Consider the following 24,103-nt stretch of genomic DNA (forward strand, 5'->3'; position numbering starts at 1 on the left):
TTCTTAGTTATCTTTTTTTCAACTTCACTCCCTGAAATTGGCTGTAAAGCAGGTATGCGATTTAAAATTCCACTCACAATAGTTCTTGGTTCAGTAATGAAGGCAATTGATGATTTATTTGTCTGTGCTGTAAAAGATGCTAGTCGTTTAATCGCTTTAGTCTTTATTGGAAGTTGCCTTTTTGCCTGTAATTCTACGCGCTCTTCAGAAGACGAGACCTTATTTGAGTTGCTACCATCCTCCCATACGGGTATTGATTTTAGAAATGATTTGGTGTATGATGAAAAATTTAATCCCTACACATTCCGAAACTTTTATAATGGGGCTGGTGTAGCCCTTGGGGATATCAATAATGATGGATTAGTGGATATTTTTTTCGCAGGGAATCAAGCCGAAAATAAACTTTACCTTAACAAAGGTAATTTTCAATTCGAAGATATTACAGCACAGGCTGGTTTGGCTGTGCCCGGTATTTGGTCCACAGGTGTAAGTATGGCAGATGTGAATGGAGATGGATTGCTGGATATTTATATTTGTAAATCAGGCCCTCTAGGTGGAGAGGAGCGCCACAATGCTCTCTACATCAATAATGGTGACCTGACATTCTCTGAAATGGCCCATGAATATGGATTAGCAGATACAGGATTATCCCAACATGCGGTGTTCTTTGATTTTGATCTAGATGGGGATTTGGATATGTACCTGCTCAACAATTCAGCACGTTCAGTCGGTATCAATGATCTGAGAGTAGGGCAACGGGATATTAGAGATCCTGATGGAGGCAACAAACTCTATCGAAATGATGGAGGATATTTTGTAGATGTCAGCGAAGAAGCCGGTATTTACGGTTCCGCGATTGGATATGGTCTTGGTGTGACTGTGGCTGACTTGAATCGTGATGGATGGCCTGATTTATACGTTTCCAATGATTTTTTTGAAAAGGATTACCTCTATCTCAATAATGGTGATGGTACATTCACAGAGGCCTTGGAAAACATGATGACTGAAATCAGCATGGGTTCTATGGGGGCAGATATTGCTGATTTGAACAATGATGGCTGGCAAGATATTTTCGTTACCGAGATGCTTCCTGCAACTTGGGACCGGGTCAAAACCAAAACCCCTTTTGAGGATTGGGATAAATATCAGGCGAATGTCAAGGCTGGGTATTTTCATCAATTTACCCGCAATACTTTACAAAGGAATTTGGGCTATAAACCTAATTCCAAAGAAATTCATTTTGCCGAGGTCTCCCGATTTGCCAGTGTTCATGCCACAGATTGGTCTTGGGGAGCTTTAATCTTTGATGCCGATAATGATGGTCTGAAAGATATTTTTGTAGCCAATGGAATTGTAAAAGACCTCACAGATTTTGACTATGTAGATTACTATGTCAATAATCAGAATCTAATCGCACAGTTTAAGCGGGATTCCATTCTCCTGACCAAGATGATCGATGAATTTCCCTCCAATCCTTTGAGGAATTATCTGTTTAAAAACCTCGGAAATTACCGTTTTGAGGATATAGGGCTGAAAAGTGGCCTGGACCAATTGACCTTTTCCACAGGTGCAGCGTATGCTGATTTGGATAATGATGGGGATTTGGATCTGGTCATCAATAATCTCAATGGGGAGGCATTTATTTTAAAAAATAACGCTCGTGAACTGCATGATAATTCCTACATCCAATTCAATCTTGGTGGATATTTTGGAACGCAGGTAAGTGTGCATGCTGGGCCGGAGCTTTATTATGCAGAACACAACCCTGTCAAAGGCTACATGTCATCGGTTGATCATCGGCTACATTTGGGGCTAGGTATTCATACCAAAATTGATTCGATTATTGTGCGTTGGCCTAGTAAGCAAGAAACTATCTTAAGGGATGTGGCAGTGAATCAGATACTGGATTTATCCCCTTTATCTGCGCAGCAATCGTATACTTTAAGTAAGCCTGTACATGTAGCCCCACTTCTTAGATTATCACCGCAGCAAATTGATTGGAAGCATGAGGAGAGTGATTTTGTTGATTTTGATCGGGATAGGCTTCGGATGAAAATGGTATCCAATGAAGGCCCAAAAGCTGTCATTGCTGATTTTAATCAGGATGGGCTGGATGATGTTTTTCTACCTGGTGCCCGTGGACAAGCCTCTCAAATTTGGATTCAAGAAACCAATGGCTCCTTTAAGCTCTCCCAAAGCTTTGCAGAGGATGCACTTCCTGAGGATGTGGATGCGCTCGTGCTCGATGTCAATGGAGATGGTTTCCCTGACCTGTATGTGTTGAGTGGTAGTTTGGAGTTTTCTCTGAAGAATCCCAATTATCAAGACCGATTGTATGTCAACGATGGAAAGGGAAAATTTTCTAAGCAGGATAAGTCACTACCCATACGTTATGAGAGCAGCTCTAAAGCTATTGCTTTAGATATCAATCAAGATGGGTTTGATGATATTTTAGTAGCTACCCGAACCATTCCTTTTGCGTATGGTGTGCCTGTTGGGTTGAGTTTGCTAGTCAATAAAGGGGATGGAACCTTTGCAGATGAAACATCGGCACGTATCCCTGAATTAGCTTCTATAGGGATGGTAAGGGACCTTTGGTGGGGGGATTTATTGGGTAATGGACGTAAGCAACTGGTAGTCGTCGGTCATTGGATTCCAATTTCGGTGTATGAGAGGGATGGACAGATGCTTGAAAATATCAGTAAATCCCTTGGTTTGGGTGATTTGAATGGATTTTACAATCATGTATTGGTAGAAGATCTTGATGGCGATGGTAAACTCGATCTTTTTGTTGGAAATTTTGGGGAGAATTCCAGATTTGTAGCTGCTCCTTCCAAACCCTTAAGGATGTTTGTGAATGATTTTGATCAAAATGGAAGTGTGGAGCAAATCATCACGCAGTTTGAGGGTTCGAATGCGTATCCCATTGTATTGAAACAGGCATTGCTCAAACAATTACCAAGTTGGCGAAAGCAATTACTCAGTTTTGACAGTTTCAAAGATAAGCGCTTAGAAGATTTGGTAAGCGATGAAATCTTAGGTAGAAGTGTAGTATGGGAAGTGCACGAATTAGCATCCAAGCTTTATATCCAACAAGAGAATGGTACATTTGTGCGGGAAAACCTTCCCTCAGAACTTCAATATTCCCCCATTTTCCATGGGCAACTGGTAACAGCACCGGATCAAAATAAGTATGTGTTAGTAGGAGGGAATCATTCCCGAATCAAGCCTGAGTGGGGCATACAAATGGGAAGTTACGGATGGCTGATGGAGCGCAATGCAACTAACTGGAAAGTCGTGGATGCAGCAAGTTCGGGGATTTATATACCGGGTGAAATCCGATCTATACAACAGCTAAAAACAAATACCGGCACCAAGATTTTGGTGACACGATCAAATGAAAGACCGTTAATTTATGAGTGGAGTAAATAAAATTGCTATGGCTAGAACTAGTGTAAGAGAAAGAATAACGATCAAGGGATTGGTTACAGGGGTCTTGCTTATCATCTTTTTCTTGGCGTCTTGTACCTCTAAAACCGAATATGAGCAAGTCAAAGAGCGTGAGTTAAAGTCTGGCAAAGTGGTAGAGGAGTTGTTTTTGGATCTTCGCTTAGGTATGGGCAGAAAGGATTTTTATGGGACCTGTTGGGAGCATAACAAAAATGGTATTTTGACCAATGGGGCGCATTATTTACAGGTATTGTATAATCCCATACTACCATCAGGGAAGGTTGCCAATATGCATTTTTATCCAAAATTTGAAGAAGATCATTTGTATTACATGCCCATTGAAATTCTTTATCAAGACTGGTTCCCAACCAATGAGGAGTTTTCTATTGATAATTTAATGAAGGATGTAATGGCTATGCTGGAGAAATGGTACGGAGAAGGTTTCTTCGAAGTAAGCAACAAAGGAAAAACCGTATCTGCCATGGTCAAGGTGGATGGTAATCGAGTCATTCGTGTTCATAAGAAAAATATAAATACAGTCCGAGTTGAAATTTTAGATCTTCGCATCAAAGATTTTACACAATTGAATAAACAAGATGAAGAAGTTTAACGCATACAAGCTTTGGCTGATTGCTGTTGTTTTTGGAGTAGCATGTAGTAAAAAAGAGCAAGCAGCACCCCCAAACACGTTGTTTGAAAAAATTCCTGCTTCAATTTCTGGAGTGGACTTTCGAAATGACCTAAGCTTCGATGATCAGTTCAACATTTTTACTTACCGAAATTATTACAATGGAGGAGGCGTAGCCGTTGGAGATGTCAATGGAGATGGCTTGATGGATATCTACCTGACAGCCAATATGGGCCCAAACAAACTCTACCTCAATCAGGGTGATTTTACCTTCAAGGATGTGACCGAAGAGGCGGGCGTTGCTGGTACGCGCGCTTGGAGTACTGGTGTAGCCATGGCAGACGTCAACGGAGATGGATTGTTGGATATCTATGTGTGTAATTCTGGAGATGTGAAGGGCGATAATAAGCAAAATGAACTCTTTATTAACAATGGAGATGGTACATTTACTGAGATGGCAGAGGCTTATGGCCTAGCAGACGAGGGATTTTCTACCCATGCCGTATTTTTTGATTATGACAATGACGGTGACTTGGATTTGTATCTACTCAACAACAGCTACCAAGCAATCGGGAGTTTTAATAAAATGCAAAATGAGCGTCCGAGAAGAGATCCTGTAGGTGGAGATAAATTATTTAGAAATGATGGGGGGGAAATTTACCGATGTTTCAGAAGAAGCGGGTATTTATGGTTCAGTAATCGGTTTTGGCTTAGGAATTACCATCGGTGATGTGAATCGGGATGGTTGGATGGATATCTTCATTTCCAATGATTTCTTCGAGCGGGATTATCTGTATATCAATAATCAGGATGGGACCTTTTCCGAGCAGCTGACAGATTATATGGTTTCAACTTCTGCGGCTTCTATGGGGGCAGATATAGCAGATCTGACCAATGATGGGTATTTGGATATTTTCGTTACCGAAATGCTTCCCGAACCACCTCAGCGCCTGAAGCAGATTACTACTTTTGAGAGTTGGGATAAGTTTCAGTTCAACTTGGAACACGGGTATCATTATCAGTACACTCGAAACATGCTCCATATCAACAATGGAGATGGTACTTATTCAGACTTGGGAAGGATGGCAAATGTGGAAGCTACCGATTGGTCATGGGCAGCCTTGATGTTTGATATGGATAATGATGGTCTGAAAGATATTTGGGTTGCTAATGGAATCTATCAGGATTTGACTGATTTGGATTACTTGAATTTCATTGATAATGAAGAGACCAAGCGTGCCATTATTTCCAAAGAAGGAGTAGACTACAAGGCATTGATTGATCCAATGCCTATCAATCCAGTTTCCAATTATGCCTACAAAAATAAGGGGAACCTGATTTTTGAAAATGTGGTGCACCAATGGGGATTGGGGGATCCGATTCATTCCAATGGGTCTGCTTATGTGGATTTGAATAATGATGGGGCTTTGGATTTAGTGGTCAATAATGTGAATAGAGAAGTATTGATCTTTAAAAACAAAAGCAGGGAGATGCATCCTGAAAATAACTTCCTGAAAATCGAACTGAAAGGGAAAGGTGGAAATACAGATGCTATCGGAACACAGGTTCGCTTGATTGCCGGTGGGCAGGCGTTTTATCAAGAGCAAATGCCCAACCGAGGCTTTCAGTCTTCGGTAGATCCTCGCTTAAACTTTGGTTTGGGGTCCATTTCCTCCATTGATGAGGTTCAAATCAGATGGCCTGATGGTACTTTTACGAGATTGTCTGATGTGGCAGTCAATCAGACTTTAAACTTGAACTGGTCCGATGCTACAGAAGAGGATTTCCCATTTTTTACCGAGCCAAAAGAACAGATTTTCAAAAAAGTTGAAAAAGCTGCTGTTGATTTTATCCATCAGGAAAACCGTTTTGTGGATTTTGACAGAGATCGGTTGACCTATCATAAACTTTCCACAGAGGGTCCGGCCGTAGCTGTTGGAGATGTGAATGGAGATGGATTGGAAGATATCTTTTTCGGCGGGGCAAGAGGTTTTGAAGCATCCCTGTATCTGCAACAGCGGGATGGTACATTCAAAAAGTCAACGCAATCGGCCTTTGCAGAGGATAAACTTTCAGAAGATGTGGATGCTGTATTTGCTGACTTTAATGGAGATGGATGGTTAGATTTGTTGGTTGCGTCGGGTGGGAATGAATCCGGTTTTGGTTCCATGGAGCTTGCGGACAGACTCTACTTGAATGCCGGGAAAGGAAACTTTAGCAAATCTGCTAGTTCAGGTTTAAATACATTTAGAAATAGTACTTCTTCCCTACAAGTCATGGATATCAATGGAGATGGTCATTTGGATATTTTGGCGTTTTCCAGAGTTGTTCCATTCCTTTATGGCGTCAACCCGAACTCACTGGTTTTACTGAATGATGGGGAAGGTTCATTTACGGATGCAACAGCTACAATTGCTCCTGAATTCAAGGAATTAGGCATGGTAACAGATGCAGTCCTTGCTGATTTGGATGGTGATGGGAGTTTGGATGTGGCAGTAGTAGGTGAGTGGATGGCTCCAACGATTTTTTGGAATAGGAACGGAAAATTGGAAAAGGATATAGATTCAGAGCTCAGTAAGCTGAAGGGTTGGTATCAGGCCATTGCTGCAGGAGATATCAATGGGGATGGAAAAGTTGATTTAGTGTTAGGGAACCATGGACTCAATACCCGTTTCAAAACTTCCTTTGAAAGCCCTATTCGGATGTTTGTCAATGATTTTGATCAAAATGGCTCTGTTGAGCACGTGTTTGTTCAAAAGGCTGGAGATAAGCATGTGCCTTTCACTTTGAAGCATGAATTGGAGCGACAGATTCCGTCGATCAAGAAGAATTTCTTGAAATACAGCTCATTCAATGATAAGTTTTTGGAAGAGATTTTCACCCCACAGCAATTGGAAAAAGCGATCATACAGGAGGTGAATTTTTTTCAAAGTGCTGTTTTGCTCAATCAAGGAAGTGGTTCTTTTGAAGTGAAAGCGTTACCTCGTATGGCACAGCGAAGTTGGATGTACAGCATAGCCCTAGAAGATGTGGATGGAGATGGAAATTTGGATATCTTGATGGGAGGAAATCTCTACGGTGCCAAACCGGAAGTTGGGCAGTATGATGCGAGCTATGGTGAATTGCTTTTAGGGAAAGGCGATGGCACATTTGAATACGTGCCCAATAGGAATCATGGCTTGCAAATCAAAGGAGAAGTACGTGATCTAAGAGTCATGCAGCTTCAAGGAAAACGGCAGTTAATGGTGACTAGAAATTCGGATAAAGTAGGATTTTGGGAGTTTTGAGTCATCTCCAATAAAAAGCCTATCTTTACAATAGAAAAAAAACATTGGGTGATGAAAGCAATCAAAGGAGTTTTACATAAAGGAAAAATTAAATTTGACAAGCCATTCGATAGTGGAAAACCGGTCAGGGTTACTGTCATTTTTGAGGAAGAAACGATGGCTGAAGGGGAAATACTTAAGAAGTTTTCCTTTGAGGAGTCACAAGAATTCCTAAAAGATTTGAATGTATCTTTTTCTGATGAGGTCATAAAAGAAAGAAATCTTTCAAGATGAGATTGTTTTTAGACACATCTTCATTATTTAAGCTTTACCATAGTGAAGATGGTACAGAAAGTTTATTAGAGTTTTTTCGGAATGAAAAAATCAGTGAAATATCCTTAGCTGAAATTTCGAAAATTGAGTTTCATTCCGTTGTATGGAAAAAGTACAGAATGAAAGAGATTGAAAGGATTCATGCTGATTATATTATTCAAAAGTTTTCTAACGATTGGGGGTCGTATTTATTTGTTAAATATAATTTCCACCAAACTGATCTTGCCATTTCATTACTAGGTAAATACTGGGATTTGGGATTAAGAACTTTGGATTCAATTCAATTAGCTGCTTTGATTGTTTCCAAAGCAAACATTTTTTCAACTGCTGATAAAGTTTTGATGGACATAGCAAGGCATGAAGGGGTTGAAATACTGAAATTATAATGAATAGATTTACGTATTTAATAGTTTTTTTAAGTTGGCTTTGTCTTTCTTGTAAGGATATAAATGATCCAAAAGACACCCTATTTCAACTACTTTCGAGTGAAGAAACGGGGATTGATTTTTCAAACAAGCTAACATCCACGGATGAACTCAACATCTTAGAATATCTCTATTTCTACAATGGTGGAGGAGTAGCCCTCGGGGATATCAATAATGATGGATTGGTCGATATCTATTTTACCTCCAATCAAGGCTCCAATAAATTGTACCTAAACAAAGGAAACTTTCAGTTTGAAGATATTACCGATATTGCCGGAGTGGATGGTAATGGAGGCTGGTCCACGGGGGTGACTATGGCAGACATTAATGGTGATGGCTTTTTAGATATCTATGTCTGCCAAGTGGGAGATTACAAAGGATTGAAGGGAAGTAATAAATTGTACATCAATAATAGGGATAATACCTTCACGGAATCTGCTGCTGCCTATGAGTTGGATTTTGTAGGATTTTCTACCCATGCAGTATTTTTTGATTATGATCAGGATGGAGATTTGGATATGTATCTACTCAATCATTCTATAAAAAAGCCAGAAGTTTTCTCTCATGCCGATACCAAATTTGAAAATATTGATGAGAAAGGAGGAGACAAACTCTTCAAAAATATGCTTGTGGAGGGCCAATCCACGTTTGTGGATGTGACAGCAGAAGCGGGTATTCTTTCCAGTAGTTTGGGTTTTGGATTAGGAGTAGGTGTGGAAGATGTAAATGGAGATGGCTGGTTGGATATCTATGTATCCAATGATTTTACGGAGGATGATTACCTCTACATCAATAATCAGGACGGGACATTTACAGAATCCCTTGGAAATTATATTTCGAATACCAGTCGCTATAGCATGGGCAATGATCTGGCGGATATTAACAATGATGGTCTGCCTGATATTTTCACTACAGATATGCTACCGGAAGATCCTGCTATTTGGATGAAATCGGTAGGAGAGGATAAGCAGGAAGTATTTGATGTCAAAAAGCGCTTGGGTTACAAAGATCAATACGTACGAAATCACTTACAGCTCAATCGGGGCGATGGTCGATTCTCCGAAATAGCCTTATTGACGAATACCTTTGCTACTGATTGGTCCTGGGCGCCTTTGATTTTTGATATGGATAATGATGGGCACAAGGATATCCATGTCACCAATGGTATAGTCAAGCGTCCCAATGACTTGGATTTTATCCAATATTCACAAACGCCCACTCCAGAACTCACAGAAAAGCAACGACAGGCTAGGCAAATCGATATGTTGCCAAGTGTAAAGCTCCCAAATTATGCCTTCCGAAACCTAGGAAAGCTACAATTTGAAGAGGTAGCCAAGGCATGGGGCTTGGACCAAGCATCTTACTCCAACGGTTCTGCCTATGCGGACCTGGATAATGATGGGGATTTGGATTTGGTGGTTCATAATACCGATCAGGCATCCTTTATTTACCGAAACCAAAGTGAAAAATTGGCCAATAATTTCCTCCAACTAGATCTAACAGGTCCTGGATTCAATACTTTCGGCATTGGAGCCAGTGTTTGGGTGTTTGCCCATGGGGAGCTTTTTCAGCAGACCCTTTCTACTTCTCGAGGGTTTCAATCTGGGGTATCTACTACACTCACGTTTGGGTTGGGGGCATTTGATAGAGTAGATTCCGTAATAGTTTCTTGGACAGCGGATCAGGTGGAGCGATTTGTAGATATTTCAGCCAATACGAAGGTTCGTTTAGAAGCAGGCAAAGGCCAATTAAGTCAGCGACCAAAGATTGTGAACGCTAGTCCAATACTTGCCATAAGTGCTGCTAGGATAGACTGGAAACATGAGGAAAATACAGATTTCGATGAGTTCAGAAGAGAGTACCTCATGCCAAGAAGGTATGCAACAGAAGGTCCAGCGGTAGCCGTCGGCGATGTGAATGGAGATGGATTAGATGATATCTTCTTGGGTGGTGCCCGATTACAGGCAGGTAGCCTATTTCTTCAGCAACAAGATGGTAGCTTTAAAATTCATAATCCAGGGATGTTTGAGCCCTTCAAGCCAGCCGAAGATGTAGTAGCAGCTTTTGTAGACTTAAATGGTAATGGTCATTTGGATTTATATGTAGGTAGTGCAGGGAATGAGTTTAAAAGAGGCGAACTTTTCAATTTTGATCGTATCTACTTCAATGATGGGAAAGGTAATTTTTCATTTTCCATGAACTCCTTACCGCCAATTGGAGAAAACACCTCTGCTGTTGCTTTCCATGATGTCAATGGAGATGGTTTTGTGGACATTTTCATTGCAGCATCAGTCGTTACTGGAAATTATGGAGCAGCTCCGCCAGCCTATTTGTTGTTGAACGACGGAAAGGGAAGGTTTCGAGATGCTACTGCACAGTATTTTGGAGAAAATTTCAGGCCAGGTATGGTGCAATCAGCCGAATGGATCGAGGTTGAGGATCAATTGACCTTGGTTTTGGCAGGGGAGTGGATGCCTGTTTTGGGATATTCTTTGGACGATCAGGGAAAGTTTACAGCGCGTGAATTAGGTCCTGCTGGCTGGTACACTGGGATGAAAAAAATAGATTTGCCTACCCCACAGCTTTTGTTAGGGAATTTAGGTCTGAATAGTAAGCTTAAAGCCAGTGAAGAAAAGCCTCTTTGGTTGTATCATGTAGATGTGGACGGAAACTCGCAAGATGATCCATTGATTTTTCATTACATGGACAATCTATTGGTTCCTTTTGCTACTCGGGATGATCTGATCAAGCAGGTGCCAGCAATCAAACGCAAACACGATTCCTATGTGAGTTACGCGAAGATTCAAAAGCCTGAAGACGTCATTGCTTCTGAGGTAGTCAATGCTGCAAGGAAATTATCCGTGACTAATCTGGCAACCGGAGCTATTTCACTATCCAAGGAGTATGATTTTCAGCCTTTCCCTGTAGAAGTTCAATTTAGTCCAGTTAGGGATTTTGTTTCTTTTGAGTACAATTCCCAGCGATACTTGTTAGTAGCTGGTAATTTCTATGGTTTCCGCAATGACCTGGGTAGATCAGATGCCCAAGCACTCACACTCTTACGCTGGGAGAACGGGAAGTGGGTATATCAACCCTTAGGGATTCCAGCCTATGAATACTGGGGTTCCTTCAGGAAATTAGCTATGCTCAATATTCAGGGAAAACCGAGCATTTTGGCCATTCGAAACAATGATTCCCCATTGATTTTCCGGCTAAACCCTTGATTTCCTATGCAAAATCATCTATTCAAAATATTGGAATTTGGGAATAATCCATACATTTGAAAGCCTAACCCATTCCATTTCCTTTCGTTAACTAGGTAAGTGATTTGGTCAAGTAGTATTACAGCAATCCTATGAGAGTATTAGTAAAAAACAGTGTATTTATCCTTTTTTGGAGTTTCTTAGTAGCTTGTCAAAGTTCGGATTCCTATAAGGACACCTTAGCAGATGGAGAGTTGCTTATCGCCGCTCAACTTCAACTGACGGATGTGATTATCCATGATATTTTTTCTCCACCTGTGGCCAGTAGGATTTACGCATATTCTTCCATTGCAGCATTTGAAGTTGCCGCTTTGGGAGATGCTTCATACCAAAGCTTAACAGGCCAATTGAGAGGCTTTGAACCGAAAGCTTATGATATTCCTGAGGAGGTGGATTATTCCCTAGCTGCACTCGCTGCCTATTATCAAGTGGCAACTGCCTTGATTTTCAGTGAAGACATGATGGACAATCATCGAGATGGAGTATTTGCTGCCCTTCGCAAGCAAGGTATGCCAAAAAAACTATTTGAAAATTCGATTGCTCTAGGTCAACAGGTAGCAGGGCATGTGTTAGCGTATTCCAAAACAGATAATTACCATGAAAGCCGGTCATTTGAAAAATACAGTGTATCCAATGATCCGCACTCCTGGCAGCCAACCCCACCGCATTACATGGAGGGAATAGAGCCGCACTGGAATAAAATCAGAACGATGGTGATGGAGCGTGCAGATCAGTTTATATCTGAGCCGGCAACTCCTTTTTCTACTGAACCAGGTACCCCGTTTTTTGAAGAGGCAATGGAGGTCTTTACGGTTACTCAGGATATGACCCAAGAACAAAAGGATATTGCCTATTTCTGGGATTGTAATCCTTACAAAGTGAATATCAAAGGTCATGTGATGTTTGCAGAGAAGAAAATTACCCCAGGAGGACACTGGATGGGGATTGCTTCTATTGCCAGTAAAACAGCAGGTCAGGATTGGAAAGGTATGGCTGAGACTTTAGCCTATACCTCCATAGCGCTCTTTGATGCCTTTATTGCTTGTTGGGATGAAAAGTATCGTTCTGTATTGATCCGTCCCGAGACATATATCAACAAATATATTGATGAAGACTGGCTGCCTTTGCTACAAACCCCGCCATTTCCTGAATATACTTCCGGTCATAGTGTGGCGTCAAATGCAGCTGCTGAAGCCTTGACCAAACTTTTTGGAGAGCCCTTTCACTTTGTAGATTCCACAGAAGTAGCTTATGGTTTACCAATCCGAGAATTTGATTCATTCCGTCATGCCGCTGACGAAGCAGCCATCAGCAGATTGTACGGAGGGATTCACTACATGCCGGCAATTGTACATGGGTCTACTAAAGGGAAAAAACTAGGAGAGTATATTAAAAACCAGGTGGAAACCAGGAGTGGGCTTGCAGAGAACGCAGAAGTCGTAGGAAAATGAAATGATGTTGAAGTGGATATTGATTGAAATTGGATAGTAGGATATTGTCGGTAGGTGTAAATCTAAACGCTAAGATCTAAAATCTAAAATTTCACATCCAAAATCCGTTTCCTCCCCGCAACTGCATGCTTCCTAATCATCCGCATTCCATTTATGCCAGGGATTACGTACTTTTGCGGGATATACTAGACACATGGAGTTAATCAAAACATATTTTCCGGAACTTACGGAGGCACAATTGGAGAAATTTGAGCACTTAGGGTCGCTTTATCAAGAATGGAATGAAAAGATCAATGTCATCAGCCGTAAGGATATGGATCATTTTTATGAGCGCCATGTGTTGCATTCTTTGGCCATTGCAAAAGTGATAAAGTTTGAGCCGGGTACCAAAATCTTAGATATCGGTACGGGTGGAGGTTTTCCAGGAATTCCTTTAGCTATCATGTTTCCGGACTGTCATTTTCACTTAGTTGACTCGATTGGTAAAAAAATCACTGTAGTCAAAGAAGTTGCTAGAGCCTTAAAACTATCCAATGTGGAGGCTCAGCAGGCAAGAGTCGAAACCTTAGTCAGAAAATATGACTTTGTCGTCAGCAGGGCAGTAACCCGCTTCAGTAATATGTTTCCATGGGTCAAAGGGAAGTTTAGAAAAGAAGATTTCAATGAATTTCCTAACGGCCTATTTTTACTCAAAGGTGGAGATGTGGACGAGGAAATGGAGGAGCGCGATGTTTCTTATGTGACTTACCACATTGACGACTACTTTAAAAGCGAATTTTTCGAAACCAAAAAGGTGGTGTTTGTTCCTTGGGAAGGGAAGCGGTAGTGGGCAGTTGACAGTTAGCAGTGAGCAGTTGGAAGTGAACAGTTAACAGTGAGCAATGAACAGTTGAAAGTGAACAGTTGGCAGTGAGCAGTGAATAGTTGGATGTGAACAGTAAACTATACTTGGGCAAATTAGGAATGTGGAATGTTCGATTATTCTTGTGAACCTGTGGGGGTACGTATAAAATGTTAATTGTTAAGTGTAAAGATGTGGATTAGAGGTGCTGATATGGAATTCCTGTAAAACACTCCCACTTGTGGGTTTTAACCCATGAATAGCATTAAAATTTATAGTAGTTAATTTTGCGATTTCTGAAAAATAATCCAATCAATAGCCGTGGCTTTTAAGCCCTAGGTAAAGCGCTTAGTGGATTGGTATTGTTTTCGTATTTTCTTGCGGCGTAACTCGGGGTTGGGAATGTATTAACAGATCCATATGCTCGCACGAGGGTTGTCTTCGAGCCACCTTCGCCTTACGCGCTAATTTTCTTTAGATCGATGAGATGGTGAATTGCAATTATTTAACTGAATTGTTTTTAATGAAATTTATATGCTGCGAATTGATCTTCAATCATTGATGATCTTTACCTACATTGTCGTTACTTTTTGCATCGCCCAAAAAGTAACCAAAAAGGCTAGTCAGAAAAATCCTTCTCCCCGCAGGGCCCACGCCGGCCCGGTTTTCTGACGTCCTCCCCGCAACAGTACTGCTATCGGGCATTCTTAATAGACACGATTGGGGGGTAAATCTAAAATGGTAAATCAGTGCTGGATCCGTTCAATCTCCTAGATCTGTGAGAGGTTCGTTTAAACCCTCGGCTAATATGTTTACCGTCTCTACGAGAATATTCCGTTAATCAACAAGTAAAAATGAATTGCTTTGAAGTATACGAATCATATCTTGTTTCTTGACTCTTGAGTCTAAACTCTCGCTTCTCGCTTCTCGCCTCTCTAATAACCCACACTTTATACAATTTTTCATTATAACTCTCGACTATTTATCAAAAATCCTTACCTTTGCAATCCGTTCGGGTGAACGGGGTTTCTGATTGGAGATCAGAGACTTAATGTAACACTAAAAAACCTCAGTCTCATGACCCTAGGGCTGTTGAAAATCAGGGTTATTCTTAATATTATGTCTAATCAAAAAGATTTTAACTGGGAAGATTTCGACACCAAAGGTTTCGGAGAAGGCTATTCCAAAGACAAAAGAGCTGAAATGGAAGCTCTTTACGCTGGTACGTTGAATGAAATCACAGAGAAAGAAGTAATCAAAGGTACTGTAGTAGGTATCAATGATAAGGATGTGATCATCAACATTGGATTTAAGTCTGATGGTTTGGTTCCAAGAACTGAATTCAGAGACCTACCTGATTTGAAAATCGGTGACGAAGTTGAATTGTTCATCGAAGAGCAGGAAAATGCTCTTGGACAATTGGTACTTTCCAGAAAGAAAGCCAAAATGGTAAGAGCTTGGCAGGACATTGAAGATGCGTTTGCAAATGACAGCGTAATCGAAGGTCTTGTGAAGAGAAGAACTAAAGGTGGTTTGATCGTAGATATCTACGGTGTTGAAGCCTTCTTGCCAGGTTCTCAAATCGACGTGAAGCCTATCAGAGACTTTGATGTCTATGTAGGTAAAATGATGGAAGTGAAAGTGGTGAAAATCAACCACACCAACGATAACGTAGTTGTTTCTCACAAAGTATTGATTGAGAAGGATCTTGAGAAGCAAAAAGCTGAAATCTTGAACAACCTTGAGAAAGGTCAGGTATTGGAAGGTGTGATCAAAAACATGACCAACTTCGGTGTATTCATCGACTTGGGTGGTGTAGATGGTCTATTGCACATCACTGATATCTCTTGGGGTAGAATCAATCATCCGGAGGAAGTATTGAACTTGGATGATAAAGTACAGATTGTAGTTCTTGACTTCGATGATGATAAGAAGAGAATTTCTTTGGGTATGAAGCAGTTGACCGCTCATCCTTGGGATGCACTTTCTGCTGAATTAGAAGTTGGTTCTAGAGTTAAAGGTAAAATCGTTAACGTTGCTGATTACGGAGCATTCTTAGAATTAGCTGCTGGCGTTGAAGGTTTGATCCACGTATCTGAAATGAGCTGGTCTCAGCACTTGAGAAACCCTGCTGACTTTGTACAAGTTGGTGATGAGATCGAGGCTGTGGTATTGACCTTGGATAAGGATGAAAGAAAAATGTCTTTGGGTATCAAGCAATTGACTGAAGATCCTTGGACTAAAGGTGACATGGCTGCTAAGTATGCAGTAGGTACTAAGCACAAAGGTGTGGTAAGAAATTTAACAGGTTTCGGTTTGTTCTTGGAATTGGAAGAAGGTATCGATGGACTTGTTCACGTATCTGACCTTTCTTGGACTAAGAAAATCAAGCACCCATCTGAGTTTGTAAAAGTAGGTGATGAATTGGAAGTGGCTGTGTTGGAATTGGATGTTGATAACAGAAGATTGGCACTAGGTCACAAGCAGTTGGAAGAGAATCCATGGGATACTTTCGAGACTGTGTTCCCAGTAGGTTCAGTTCACAAGTGTACAGTAGTTTCCAAAAACGAAAAAGGTGCTGTATTAGAGTTGCCTTACGGATTAGAAGGATTCGCTACTTCTAAAAACTTGGAGAAAGAAGATGGTTCATCTGTAGAAGTAGGTGAGGCATTGGATTTCAGAGTAACTGAATTCTCTAAAGACGATAAGAGAATCGTTCTTTCTCATACAGCTACTTTCAAAGAAGAAGCAAAAGCTCCTGCTGCTCCTAAGAAAGCGAAGAAGCAAGCTGACGCTCCTGCGGCTGCTGCACCTGCAGAGAAGTCTACCTTCGGTGACATCGATGCATTGGCAGAGTTGAAAGAGAAGATGGAAGGCGGGAAAAAATAAGATGCGAGAAGCGAGAGACGAGAGTCTAGACTCGTGAATCCTATTGTTAAAAGTGACTGTCGAAAGGCAGTCACTTTTTTTTTGAACCTTTGAGGTTTTTCAAACCTCGAAGGTTTTTTGTTTTCACCAATAGCACAAATCTTCACGAATAAATGAGTGTAAAAAATGTAGGCTTCAGGGGCGCAGCACTGTGGCCTTCGTAGAGATTTATGTAAGTTGGGCACCAGAGGCGCGTAGCGCTGAGGTCTTGGCTTGCTGGGTTTGATTTTTAGACACAGATTTATGTTTTGATTTTCACAGATTGACACAGATGGGTTCCTGACGGAAACTTGGGCTCGCAGAAGGTGCGGAATCCACAGAAAGGAAGGGAATTGAACCTTTGAGGTTTTTCAAACCTCGAAGATTTACTGCCAAGCTCCAAAAGTGCCTGGGATTCTTTTGAATTAAATGCCTGAATATGGTTCTCTTGATAGCAGTGGAATTTTTTCAAATTAAAATAAATCCTTTTTAGGTGATTTTTCAGTGGTTTTATGTATTCTTACTTTAGTTATCACTAAAACCATATGAAGCAACTTTGTTATTTTTCCCTGATGGCATTTTGGTTGATTTCCTGTTCCAAGCCAATAATGGAAGAGTCTGATACTAAGCAGGACTTTTCATTTGGAGTTGTAGACTCGTTAGATGTAGATGTGTTGGGGAGTCTTATGCTTGTGGATGTAAGCCCTAAGGGTAAGCACTTCGTATTTTTCGATTTTTCGAGTAGAGGGTTTGTGTTTACGGATGATTCGGGTGAGGTGCCCCATGCCTTTTCCAAGACCGGGGATATACCGGATGCACACGGTTTCCTTTTGGAGTTTCCAGGTTTTGTGGATGAAAATAGCATTGCGCTATCTGGGATGAATGGAATATTTCTGTATGATTTGAAAGGTAATATGCTTCAGCGACTAGCTCATCCGGAATCTTTGGAGGGGGCTTCTACTATGAGCTTTGTTGGGAAAGGTATGGAAACAACTAGGATAGGAGGGAAAACTTTTTTGCTTAGTAACTCTGTGCGCACCCGTGGTACATATCCAGGCGAACAGCAGTTTTACGATAGCTTTAAAGCTCTTGAACTAATCGATATTGACCGAGGTGAATTTTTGGAAATTGTACCTTTTGAAAAAGGAAGTAGGTTTCTGGATGGGAACGGTTATTTTGCAAGTGATTATGCGCCTGCTTTAGAAGCCGTAGGAGACAAGCTTTATATAGCTTTAGGTGGTGATCCTAAATTGTACGTTTATACACTAGGTTCGGATGGTGCAATTTTGGAGAAATCCGTTTCTTTAGACATTCCAGGCTTCGAAAAGCTGCCCATTACCTCCCGTGATGAATTCTACGAAGGAGCAATGTCCGTCAAAACCAGTACTCCATCACTCAGAAACATACATGTGGTAGATGAGTATGTTTTAATCCAGTATTACGGGGGATTTTCGGAAAATAAAGAGAAAGAAATAAATGCCCTGATGGGTTCTGGTGATTCCAAAGGATTCCTTGAACTTTATAACAGATATGAAAAGGAAGTGAGTAAGGGGATTTTAGTTTTGGATAGAAAAAACCTACATATAGTTGGCAACGTGCCATTACCAGAGGGAGTCAATAATGCGGGGTTTGCTTCCAGTGGTGATTATCTCTGGATGGAGCGAAGTGGAAGTAAAGAGAAGGAAGAGGATTTCTTAAGGATTTATAAAGTAAAACTACAAAAGCATGACTAGAGTCTGGATTTATCTGTGTTTGTTAGTAGCTTTTGGTTTAGCTTGCTCCAGTGCTGATCAAGAGAAAAACTTAATTTTAGAAACCAATAATTGGGAACTGGTTATTTTGGATTCTATTCAAGTGGATTATTTGGGGACAATCAGCGGTGCAGAATATAAAAATGGCAAAGGTGTTTTTTTTAATTACAAAGAGAATAAGCTAGTAGCATTTGATTCAACTGGAAGAATACTAAATGAGAATTCTTTTCCTTATGAAGGTCCAGGCTCTTTGTATTATCCTTCAAAATTAAGATTTACCGAGACAGGGGCACTTTTTTCTGCGAGTTTCATAGGTTGGTTATACGAATTGAACCCTGATTTAACCCTCAAGCAAGAAATAAAACTACCATTTCCAACCGAAGCAAGAGATGGTGGCGGGTTTTATCGAACGTTGGAATATTGGAATAACTCCTTGATTAGTTTTTATCCGGGAAGAGACGGTGCAAATCCTTATGACCCTCATTTTTTTAGAGACCATTACTTATTGGAAAAAATCAACCTTGAAACCGGGGATGCTACCCCAATCATTAAAATTCCTTCGATATCAAGATATGCTTCTGATAAATTTTATGAAAGACCTTGGTTACAATTTGGTGTCAAGGGAAATACACTTGAGCTAGTGTTAAGTAATGAGACATTTATCCATAAGTATGACTTAACCAAAGGAGGGGAGTATATGTATTCCATAGATTTTATGCCAAGTAAATTTTTGGATAATGGGGAACATTCACAGAAATATCAATACATATCCGGTACAAGAATGCTTGATGGGAATATTAGGCAATTCTTTGTCACAGAAAAGGGATCTGTATTAATTTATACAGAAGGGATAGAAGAGGATGTCTTTTTACAGAATGAATTAAAGCTTCCAAAAAACTTCCCTTTGTACAAGCAGTTTCAAAGGCAAATCTTGAGAATCGTTTTTCCAAACGACTCTCTTTCGAACGAAATCGTGGTTCCATATAAGATTGGAAAAATCTTAAACATCGAATCAGTAGAAAAACCATTCTATGCCCTTAGAGATGATGAATTCATTGGGGAGGAACAAGACTTTTTAACGTTTTATAAGCTACAGTTGAGGAGACGGGAGTGAGAATTGAAGATGCGAGACAAAGAAAGCTCTCAGAATTCACGGAAAACGCAGAAAAATTTGCATTGAAAAATTTGTGTCCAAAGAGAGAAATTAAGAATCGACCAATAAACTCCATCAATTGTCCTAGTTTTAACCCTGGTAAACGTGGGTATCTCCTTATTCAAATACCTGGGTTTAATGCAAAAGTCTCATAGAGACGGCCAACATATTAGCCGAGGGTTTCAACCCTCGGGCTAAAATTTAGTTTATGACCCCAAAGTCCCATCGGGACGGCCGACATAAATGCCTTTAGCTAATGTCTATCGTATTTATGAAACCACACATAGGATATGTTTAACATTAAAAGAATGAAGTCTGCTGCTAATAATGTAGTCGTTATTATGGTCCATTTTTCTCTTAAATTACCAAGTAGTGATTCTGGGAATAAAAAATACGAATAGGAAGCCTTCTCCTGCACAAACCGTTGACAGTTAACAGTGGACCTCTAACTACTAATCACTTAATCTACTAATCACTAAATCCCCCTAAGCTTGTAGCGTTTTGCACGTAACTTACGTCTAGTAAAATACAGAGCAAAAAAAGATGAAAAAACTCATTTGGGGATTGTTGATTTTTGGGGTGATGATGCAGCTTCCGACCCTCGGGCAATCGGATTGGCAAGTCAAAGCTTTTGCTGGGGTGTCGGATGCTGCTTTTTTGGGAGCAACATTGATAGGTGGTCCCTCGGTCAATGTGGACAGATTTCAAGAATATGGCGTCAGACTTTCCTGGCAAGGGAATAGCAAATGGGGCATGGAAACTGGGTTTACTTATTCCAAAGCAACCTTGCTGGTAGAGACTTTATGGATTCCTACGGGAAATCCACCTCCTCGACCTGGCAGCTTTACAACGATCGCACCTACGCCTTTTGAATACATTAGTGTTCCATTGCTTGCCACCTATGAATTAGTTAGTTTTCTCTCCCTGCAGGCAGGTCCTTTGCTTGGCTTTCAGCAGTCTGAATACAGTAGCTGGATGGAACAATCAGGAGTTGGCTACTTAGTGGGTGTTAATTTGCAACACTATTTTGACCGGTTAGGTGTTTTTTTGCAACCCAACTTTAAGCAACATGCCGCCATAGGCTTTAATCAAAGCAATACTCGGCTGACTGAGTTTGGGTTACAGCTAGGAGTGGCTTATAAATTAAGTTCTAAAAGAGTGAATTAGGAAATGTATTTATGTAATTTAAGAGTTAGTCATGAGAATAGATTTGAAGAATAGGCTTTTTGGGTTGATTATTGGGGTTTCTTTTCTTTTCACCTTGGCTTCCTGCGAGGAGCGCTGGGATGATCCTATTCCTGAAGGGGTATCTTTAGCAAGAGCTACCTTACTTTCGGAATTGACTGAAGAAGGAAATATTTTGTTGATGTGGGGAAATTTCCGGATTTGCAATGGGTGGAACTGTGTTCCCCTTGCAGAAGCAAGTTCGTATGATCTATTTTTGAAAAGACATGGGATGCAAAACTTCGAACGATTGGTTCGTTTGTCCAGAGGTTCCAATGAATACTTATTTACTGATGTTGACTTTGGAGGAACGTATGAGTTTTTTATCCGATCTAATCGTGCAGGCAGGCAAGAGGACTCCAATACAGTAATGATTGTTCCAGGAAAATCCCCTGAAATAGAGCCAATATTCGATTCTGATTTTGGCCCACATGGTATTTTGCACCCTAGATTAAGCCCATCAGGGAATCAGGTAGCGTATGTCTCAGATGTGAGATTCACGGAGAATGGTGAAGAGCGTCGGGCTTTGAGCCTATTCATTTTTGATCAGCAGACACAGGAACACCGCTTGATACGAAGAAATGCCAACCAACCGAACTGGTCTTCAGATGGGAAGCGATTAATTTACAGCGTTACTGCTGGCTCTGGTCAAACGCCTCAGGGAATTAGGCCATCTCATTTGGAGATTTTTAATTTGGATACCGAAGAATTCAACCTATTCAGTGGAGGTTTGCACCAACAAGCAACTCCTAGTTTCAGTAAAGATGATCAAGAGGTGTTTTTTTATGCTGACTCTCTTGTGAGTGGTGATTTTGGGGTGTGGAAACGTGATTTCGCAGGAAATATGACTCCTGTATTTACTTCCTTTGGTGATGGTGTCAATCTTGTGACTGGTCTGCCTGTATTCCGCGGACTAGATGTTTCGCGCATTAATGAAATGGTGGTTGCGGATCATTTGCAATTGTATAATGATTTTCCTGTGTACCATATTTTCGGGTTTGATGGGAGTAGAGGAGGGCAAAAAGTTGACGTCTTGGTGTCCCAATGGAATGATTCTGCCCCTTCTTTGTCACCTTTTGATCCCAACAAAATGGCATTTGTTTCCGATCGATCGGGAATCCCTCAAATTTGGATGCTGGATATGCTTACTGGTGCTGTCAACCAAGTGACTTTTTTTGGTGTAACCCAGTCTGGAATGCGTGTATCTGAATTCGGGATGGGTATTTCTTGGGCCGATAATGGTCGGGCTTTAGTATTTCCCGTTAGAGGCACTGCTGGCTCCACAGCTTTGGTCAAGGCGACTTTGGTTGATTAATTTTTCATTTTTAGTTAGTCCTTCAATGGTTTGAATTTTTTTTCCCTCAAAAGCAGCACATGGTATCCTACACGTATAGCTCGCTTCTCCATCCGATAATACCATACAGGAACCGCATTGATGCAAGCCGCATCCAAATTTGGGACCTTTCAGCGCTAAATCATTTCTCAGGATATATAAAAGGGGTTCTTGAGGATCTGCTTCCAGTACTTTTTTTGCACCATTTACATGCAATTCAATCGATTTATTCATGAGAATCTCTGACTATTGAACCTTAATATTCTGATTCTCATCTTAAAAAACATCTGTTTTTGTGTAAACGGAGAGATAAGTTGGTCAATGGAAGCCAAAAATTATAAAAATAAAAAAGCATCCAGTATATGGATGCTCTAAAAGGAGGTCGCGAGCGGATTCGAACCGCTGTACAAGGTTTTGCAGACCTCTGCCTAGCCGCTCGGCCACGCGACCCTATCTAAGGGAATGCAAATGTATGAATTTACTATGAGCTGCCAAAAAAAAAATTACAAATAAAATTTCATGCATAAGCTCAATTTATAATGCATATAAATTGCATTAATATGACAAATGGCTTGGAATTCACAAAAGGAGCTAGTTGTGAAAGGCTTGCCAAAGATTTATTTATTTATAATTTTTCTAAATAAGCTGAAAACGTGTGGTTCAGCTAATAATATACTGTTTTTCAGTTCATTATAAAAAATAAACTTTTTTTCTTCGCTATTCGTAGGGTATTTGTCCTTAGTTTGAAAAATAGAATTGGGGTAGTACATTTGCAGGGATTATCCGTATAGGTGAAAAAACTGTTTAATAAACAATAAATATGTCGATCAAGCGCTCTTTATTAAGTGTTCCCTTGAGATTTGGTTACGTTATGATGTTTTTCTTCCTATTGCTTGGAAGTGGGGTCATGGCAGCTAATCCTGAAGTCTCAGACAGTGAGGAGGCAATTTCTGCCGGTAAATCAATCTTTAATTCGAATTGTAAAGCTTGTCACAGGCTAGACCAAAACAACGTGGGTCCTGCCTTGAGAGGAGTTACAGAAAGAAGAACTTTAGATTGGGCTACGAAATTCATCCGAAATTCTCAGGCTCTCATCGCATCCGGTGATGCAGATGCAGTGGCCCTTTACAACCAATGGAATCAGACCTTGATGCCTGCCCACGAGTTCTTGTCAGACGATGATGTGATGAACCTTTTGGCTTACATTGAGTACGGGGACAAAGCTGAGGCTGTGGCAGCTACCGGTGACGGTGGTGGTGCTGTTGCCGCCGGCGGTGCTGGGGTTCCAAGTGAATACTTGACCATCATCCTAGCTGTGTTGGTTATCGTATTATTGTTGATCCTTATCGTTTTAGGGTTGATCATCTCTATTTTGACCAAATATCTTGGTACTCAAAATTTAGAGGAAGATGATAAAGAGTTTATCAATCAGCGATTTAACTTCTCCAAATTAGTTAAAAGTGATGCTTTTGTACTGATCGTTACAGCGCTTGTAGTAGCATTGGTAGCGAAAACTGCAATCGATGGCTTATATTCAGTAGGTATTCAGCAAGGATATGCACCTACTCAGCCAATTGCATTCTCTCACGCTTTACACGCTGGACAATATGAAATCGAGTGTCAGTATTGTCACACAGGCGTTGAGCTAGGCAAATCTGCCAACATTCCTTCTGCAAATATTTGTATGAACTGCCACATGCACATTCAAAACGTAGGTGGTCAGGATGGAATGTCTCCTGAAATCGCAAAAATTTATGCAGCGGTAGAAGAAAATAAACCAATTGAGTGGGTTCGAATTCACAACTTACCTGATTTGGCTTATTTCAACCATGCGCAGCACGTAGTAGTAGGTGGCATTGAGTGTCAAACTTGTCACGGACCAATTGAAGAGATGGAAGTTGTGTATCAGCATTCCACATTGACAATGGGTTGGTGTATTGACTGTCATAGACAGACTGACATCAAAGCTCAGGGTAATGAGTACTATGATAAATTAGTTCAGCTTCATTCCGGATCCAAAGGTTCACTAAAAGTGAAAGATATCGGTGGATTGGAATGCTCTAAGTGTCACTATTAAT

The 24,103-nt window shown here is 40.7% G+C and carries 14 protein-coding genes, 1 tRNA gene and 1 pseudogene; 14 read left to right on the forward strand and 2 right to left on the reverse strand.

The features are described from left to right. Nucleotides 1-96 precede the first annotated feature (96 nt). The 13 genes and pseudogenes from IE080_RS09560 (at nucleotide 97) to IE080_RS09620 (ending at nucleotide 22,007) form a co-directional block, all read left to right on the forward strand. Complete coding sequence (locus IE080_RS09560) at nucleotides 97-3,432, forward strand: VCBS repeat-containing protein (RefSeq protein WP_189581280.1); 3,336 nt, start codon at nucleotides 97-99, stop codon at nucleotides 3,430-3,432. A gap of 7 nt (nucleotides 3,433-3,439) precedes the next feature. After that, complete coding sequence (locus IE080_RS09565) at nucleotides 3,440-4,060, forward strand: hypothetical protein (protein ID WP_189581283.1); 621 nt, start codon at nucleotides 3,440-3,442, stop codon at nucleotides 4,058-4,060. Beyond that, nucleotides 4,047-7,365: pseudogene (locus tag IE080_RS09570) on the forward strand (VCBS repeat-containing protein). The gene IE080_RS09565 and the pseudogene IE080_RS09570 overlap by 14 nt, the downstream one beginning before the upstream one ends. A gap of 51 nt (nucleotides 7,366-7,416) precedes the next feature. Further along, entirely contained in the window at nucleotides 7,417-7,638 is a 222-nt protein-coding gene (locus tag IE080_RS09575; RefSeq protein WP_189581286.1) for a hypothetical protein, read from the forward strand. Continuing rightward, nucleotides 7,635-8,063 carry a type II toxin-antitoxin system VapC family toxin gene (locus tag IE080_RS09580; RefSeq protein WP_189581289.1) on the forward strand — a complete coding sequence of 143 codons (429 nt, stop codon included), beginning with the start codon at nucleotides 7,635-7,637 and terminating at the stop codon, nucleotides 8,061-8,063. The genes IE080_RS09575 and IE080_RS09580 overlap by 4 nt, the downstream gene beginning before the upstream one ends. Continuing rightward, nucleotides 8,063-11,326 (forward strand): VCBS repeat-containing protein, encoded by a 3,264-nt coding sequence (locus tag IE080_RS09585; protein WP_189581292.1) that lies wholly within the window; start codon nucleotides 8,063-8,065, stop codon nucleotides 11,324-11,326. Before IE080_RS09580 ends, IE080_RS09585 begins: the two co-directional genes overlap by 1 nt. A 131-nt stretch (nucleotides 11,327-11,457) precedes the next feature. Then, nucleotides 11,458-12,816 (forward strand): vanadium-dependent haloperoxidase, encoded by a 1,359-nt coding sequence (locus IE080_RS09590; protein ID WP_189581295.1) that lies wholly within the window; start codon nucleotides 11,458-11,460, stop codon nucleotides 12,814-12,816. A 193-nt stretch (nucleotides 12,817-13,009) separates the two neighbouring features. Further along, a complete protein-coding gene (gene rsmG / locus IE080_RS09595) occupies nucleotides 13,010-13,642 on the forward strand; it encodes a 16S rRNA (guanine(527)-N(7))-methyltransferase RsmG (RefSeq protein ID WP_189581297.1) in 633 nt (210 codons plus the stop codon). A 1,134-nt stretch (nucleotides 13,643-14,776) separates the two neighbouring features. Beyond that, nucleotides 14,777-16,546 (forward strand): 30S ribosomal protein S1, encoded by a 1,770-nt coding sequence (gene rpsA / locus IE080_RS09600; protein WP_189581299.1) that lies wholly within the window; start codon nucleotides 14,777-14,779, stop codon nucleotides 16,544-16,546. 563 nt (nucleotides 16,547-17,109) lie between these two features. Next, a complete protein-coding gene (locus tag IE080_RS09605) occupies nucleotides 17,110-18,297 on the forward strand; it encodes a hypothetical protein (RefSeq protein WP_189581302.1) in 1,188 nt (395 codons plus the stop codon). Beyond that, a complete protein-coding gene (locus IE080_RS09610) occupies nucleotides 18,290-19,429 on the forward strand; it encodes a hypothetical protein (protein ID WP_189581304.1) in 1,140 nt (379 codons plus the stop codon). The genes IE080_RS09605 and IE080_RS09610 overlap by 8 nt, the downstream gene beginning before the upstream one ends. Before the next feature lie 582 nt (nucleotides 19,430-20,011). After that, nucleotides 20,012-20,635: a hypothetical protein gene (locus IE080_RS09615; RefSeq protein WP_189581306.1), complete on the forward strand. Its 624-nt coding sequence runs from the start codon at nucleotides 20,012-20,014 to the stop codon at nucleotides 20,633-20,635. Nucleotides 20,636-20,666: 31 nt separating this feature from the next. Beyond that, a complete protein-coding gene (locus IE080_RS09620; protein ID WP_189581308.1) occupies nucleotides 20,667-22,007 on the forward strand; it encodes a TolB family protein in 1,341 nt (446 codons plus the stop codon). On the opposite strand, the gene IE080_RS09625 is transcribed toward IE080_RS09620, so the two are convergent. Both IE080_RS09625 and IE080_RS09630 read right to left on the reverse strand, forming a co-directional pair. Then, nucleotides 21,942-22,259, reverse strand: coding sequence for a (2Fe-2S)-binding protein (locus IE080_RS09625; protein ID WP_189581311.1), 318 nt, complete (start codon nucleotides 22,257-22,259; stop codon nucleotides 21,942-21,944). The two genes, IE080_RS09620 and IE080_RS09625, sit on opposite strands and share 66 nt — an antisense overlap. A gap of 145 nt (nucleotides 22,260-22,404) precedes the next feature. Further along, nucleotides 22,405-22,475, reverse strand: a tRNA-Cys gene (locus tag IE080_RS09630). Between the two features lie 370 nt (nucleotides 22,476-22,845). Between IE080_RS09630 and IE080_RS09635 the strand changes: the two genes are divergently transcribed. Further along, entirely contained in the window at nucleotides 22,846-24,102 is a 1,257-nt protein-coding gene (locus tag IE080_RS09635; protein WP_189581313.1) for a c-type cytochrome, read from the forward strand. Nucleotide 24,103 lies beyond the last annotated feature (1 nt).

Source organism: Mongoliitalea lutea (genome assembly GCF_014652135.1).
GTDB lineage: Bacteria > Bacteroidota > Bacteroidia > Cytophagales > Cyclobacteriaceae > Mongoliitalea > Mongoliitalea lutea.

Bases quoted from the DNA above. Each gene is read 5' to 3' on its own strand.
- IE080_RS09635 (WP_189581313.1), top strand. From the start codon at position 22,846: ATGTCGATCAAGCGCTCTTTATTAAGTGTTCCCTTGAGATTTGGTTAC.
- IE080_RS09575 (WP_189581286.1), top strand. From the start codon at position 7,417: ATGAAAGCAATCAAAGGAGTTTTACATAAAGGAAAAATTAAATTTGAC.
- IE080_RS09560 (WP_189581280.1), top strand. From the start codon at position 97: ATGAAGGCAATTGATGATTTATTTGTCTGTGCTGTAAAAGATGCTAGT.
- IE080_RS09620 (WP_189581308.1), top strand. From the start codon at position 20,667: ATGAGAATAGATTTGAAGAATAGGCTTTTTGGGTTGATTATTGGGGTT.
- IE080_RS09605 (WP_189581302.1), top strand. From the start codon at position 17,110: ATGAAGCAACTTTGTTATTTTTCCCTGATGGCATTTTGGTTGATTTCC.
- IE080_RS09590 (WP_189581295.1), top strand. From the start codon at position 11,458: ATGAGAGTATTAGTAAAAAACAGTGTATTTATCCTTTTTTGGAGTTTC.
- IE080_RS09565 (WP_189581283.1), top strand. From the start codon at position 3,440: ATGGCTAGAACTAGTGTAAGAGAAAGAATAACGATCAAGGGATTGGTT.
- rsmG (WP_189581297.1), top strand. From the start codon at position 13,010: ATGGAGTTAATCAAAACATATTTTCCGGAACTTACGGAGGCACAATTG.
- rpsA (WP_189581299.1), top strand. From the start codon at position 14,777: ATGTCTAATCAAAAAGATTTTAACTGGGAAGATTTCGACACCAAAGGT.
- IE080_RS09585 (WP_189581292.1), top strand. From the start codon at position 8,063: ATGAATAGATTTACGTATTTAATAGTTTTTTTAAGTTGGCTTTGTCTT.
- IE080_RS09580 (WP_189581289.1), top strand. From the start codon at position 7,635: ATGAGATTGTTTTTAGACACATCTTCATTATTTAAGCTTTACCATAGT.
- IE080_RS09615 (WP_189581306.1), top strand. From the start codon at position 20,012: ATGAAAAAACTCATTTGGGGATTGTTGATTTTTGGGGTGATGATGCAG.
- IE080_RS09610 (WP_189581304.1), top strand. From the start codon at position 18,290: ATGACTAGAGTCTGGATTTATCTGTGTTTGTTAGTAGCTTTTGGTTTA.
- IE080_RS09625 (WP_189581311.1), bottom strand. From the start codon at position 22,259: ATGAATAAATCGATTGAATTGCATGTAAATGGTGCAAAAAAAGTACTG.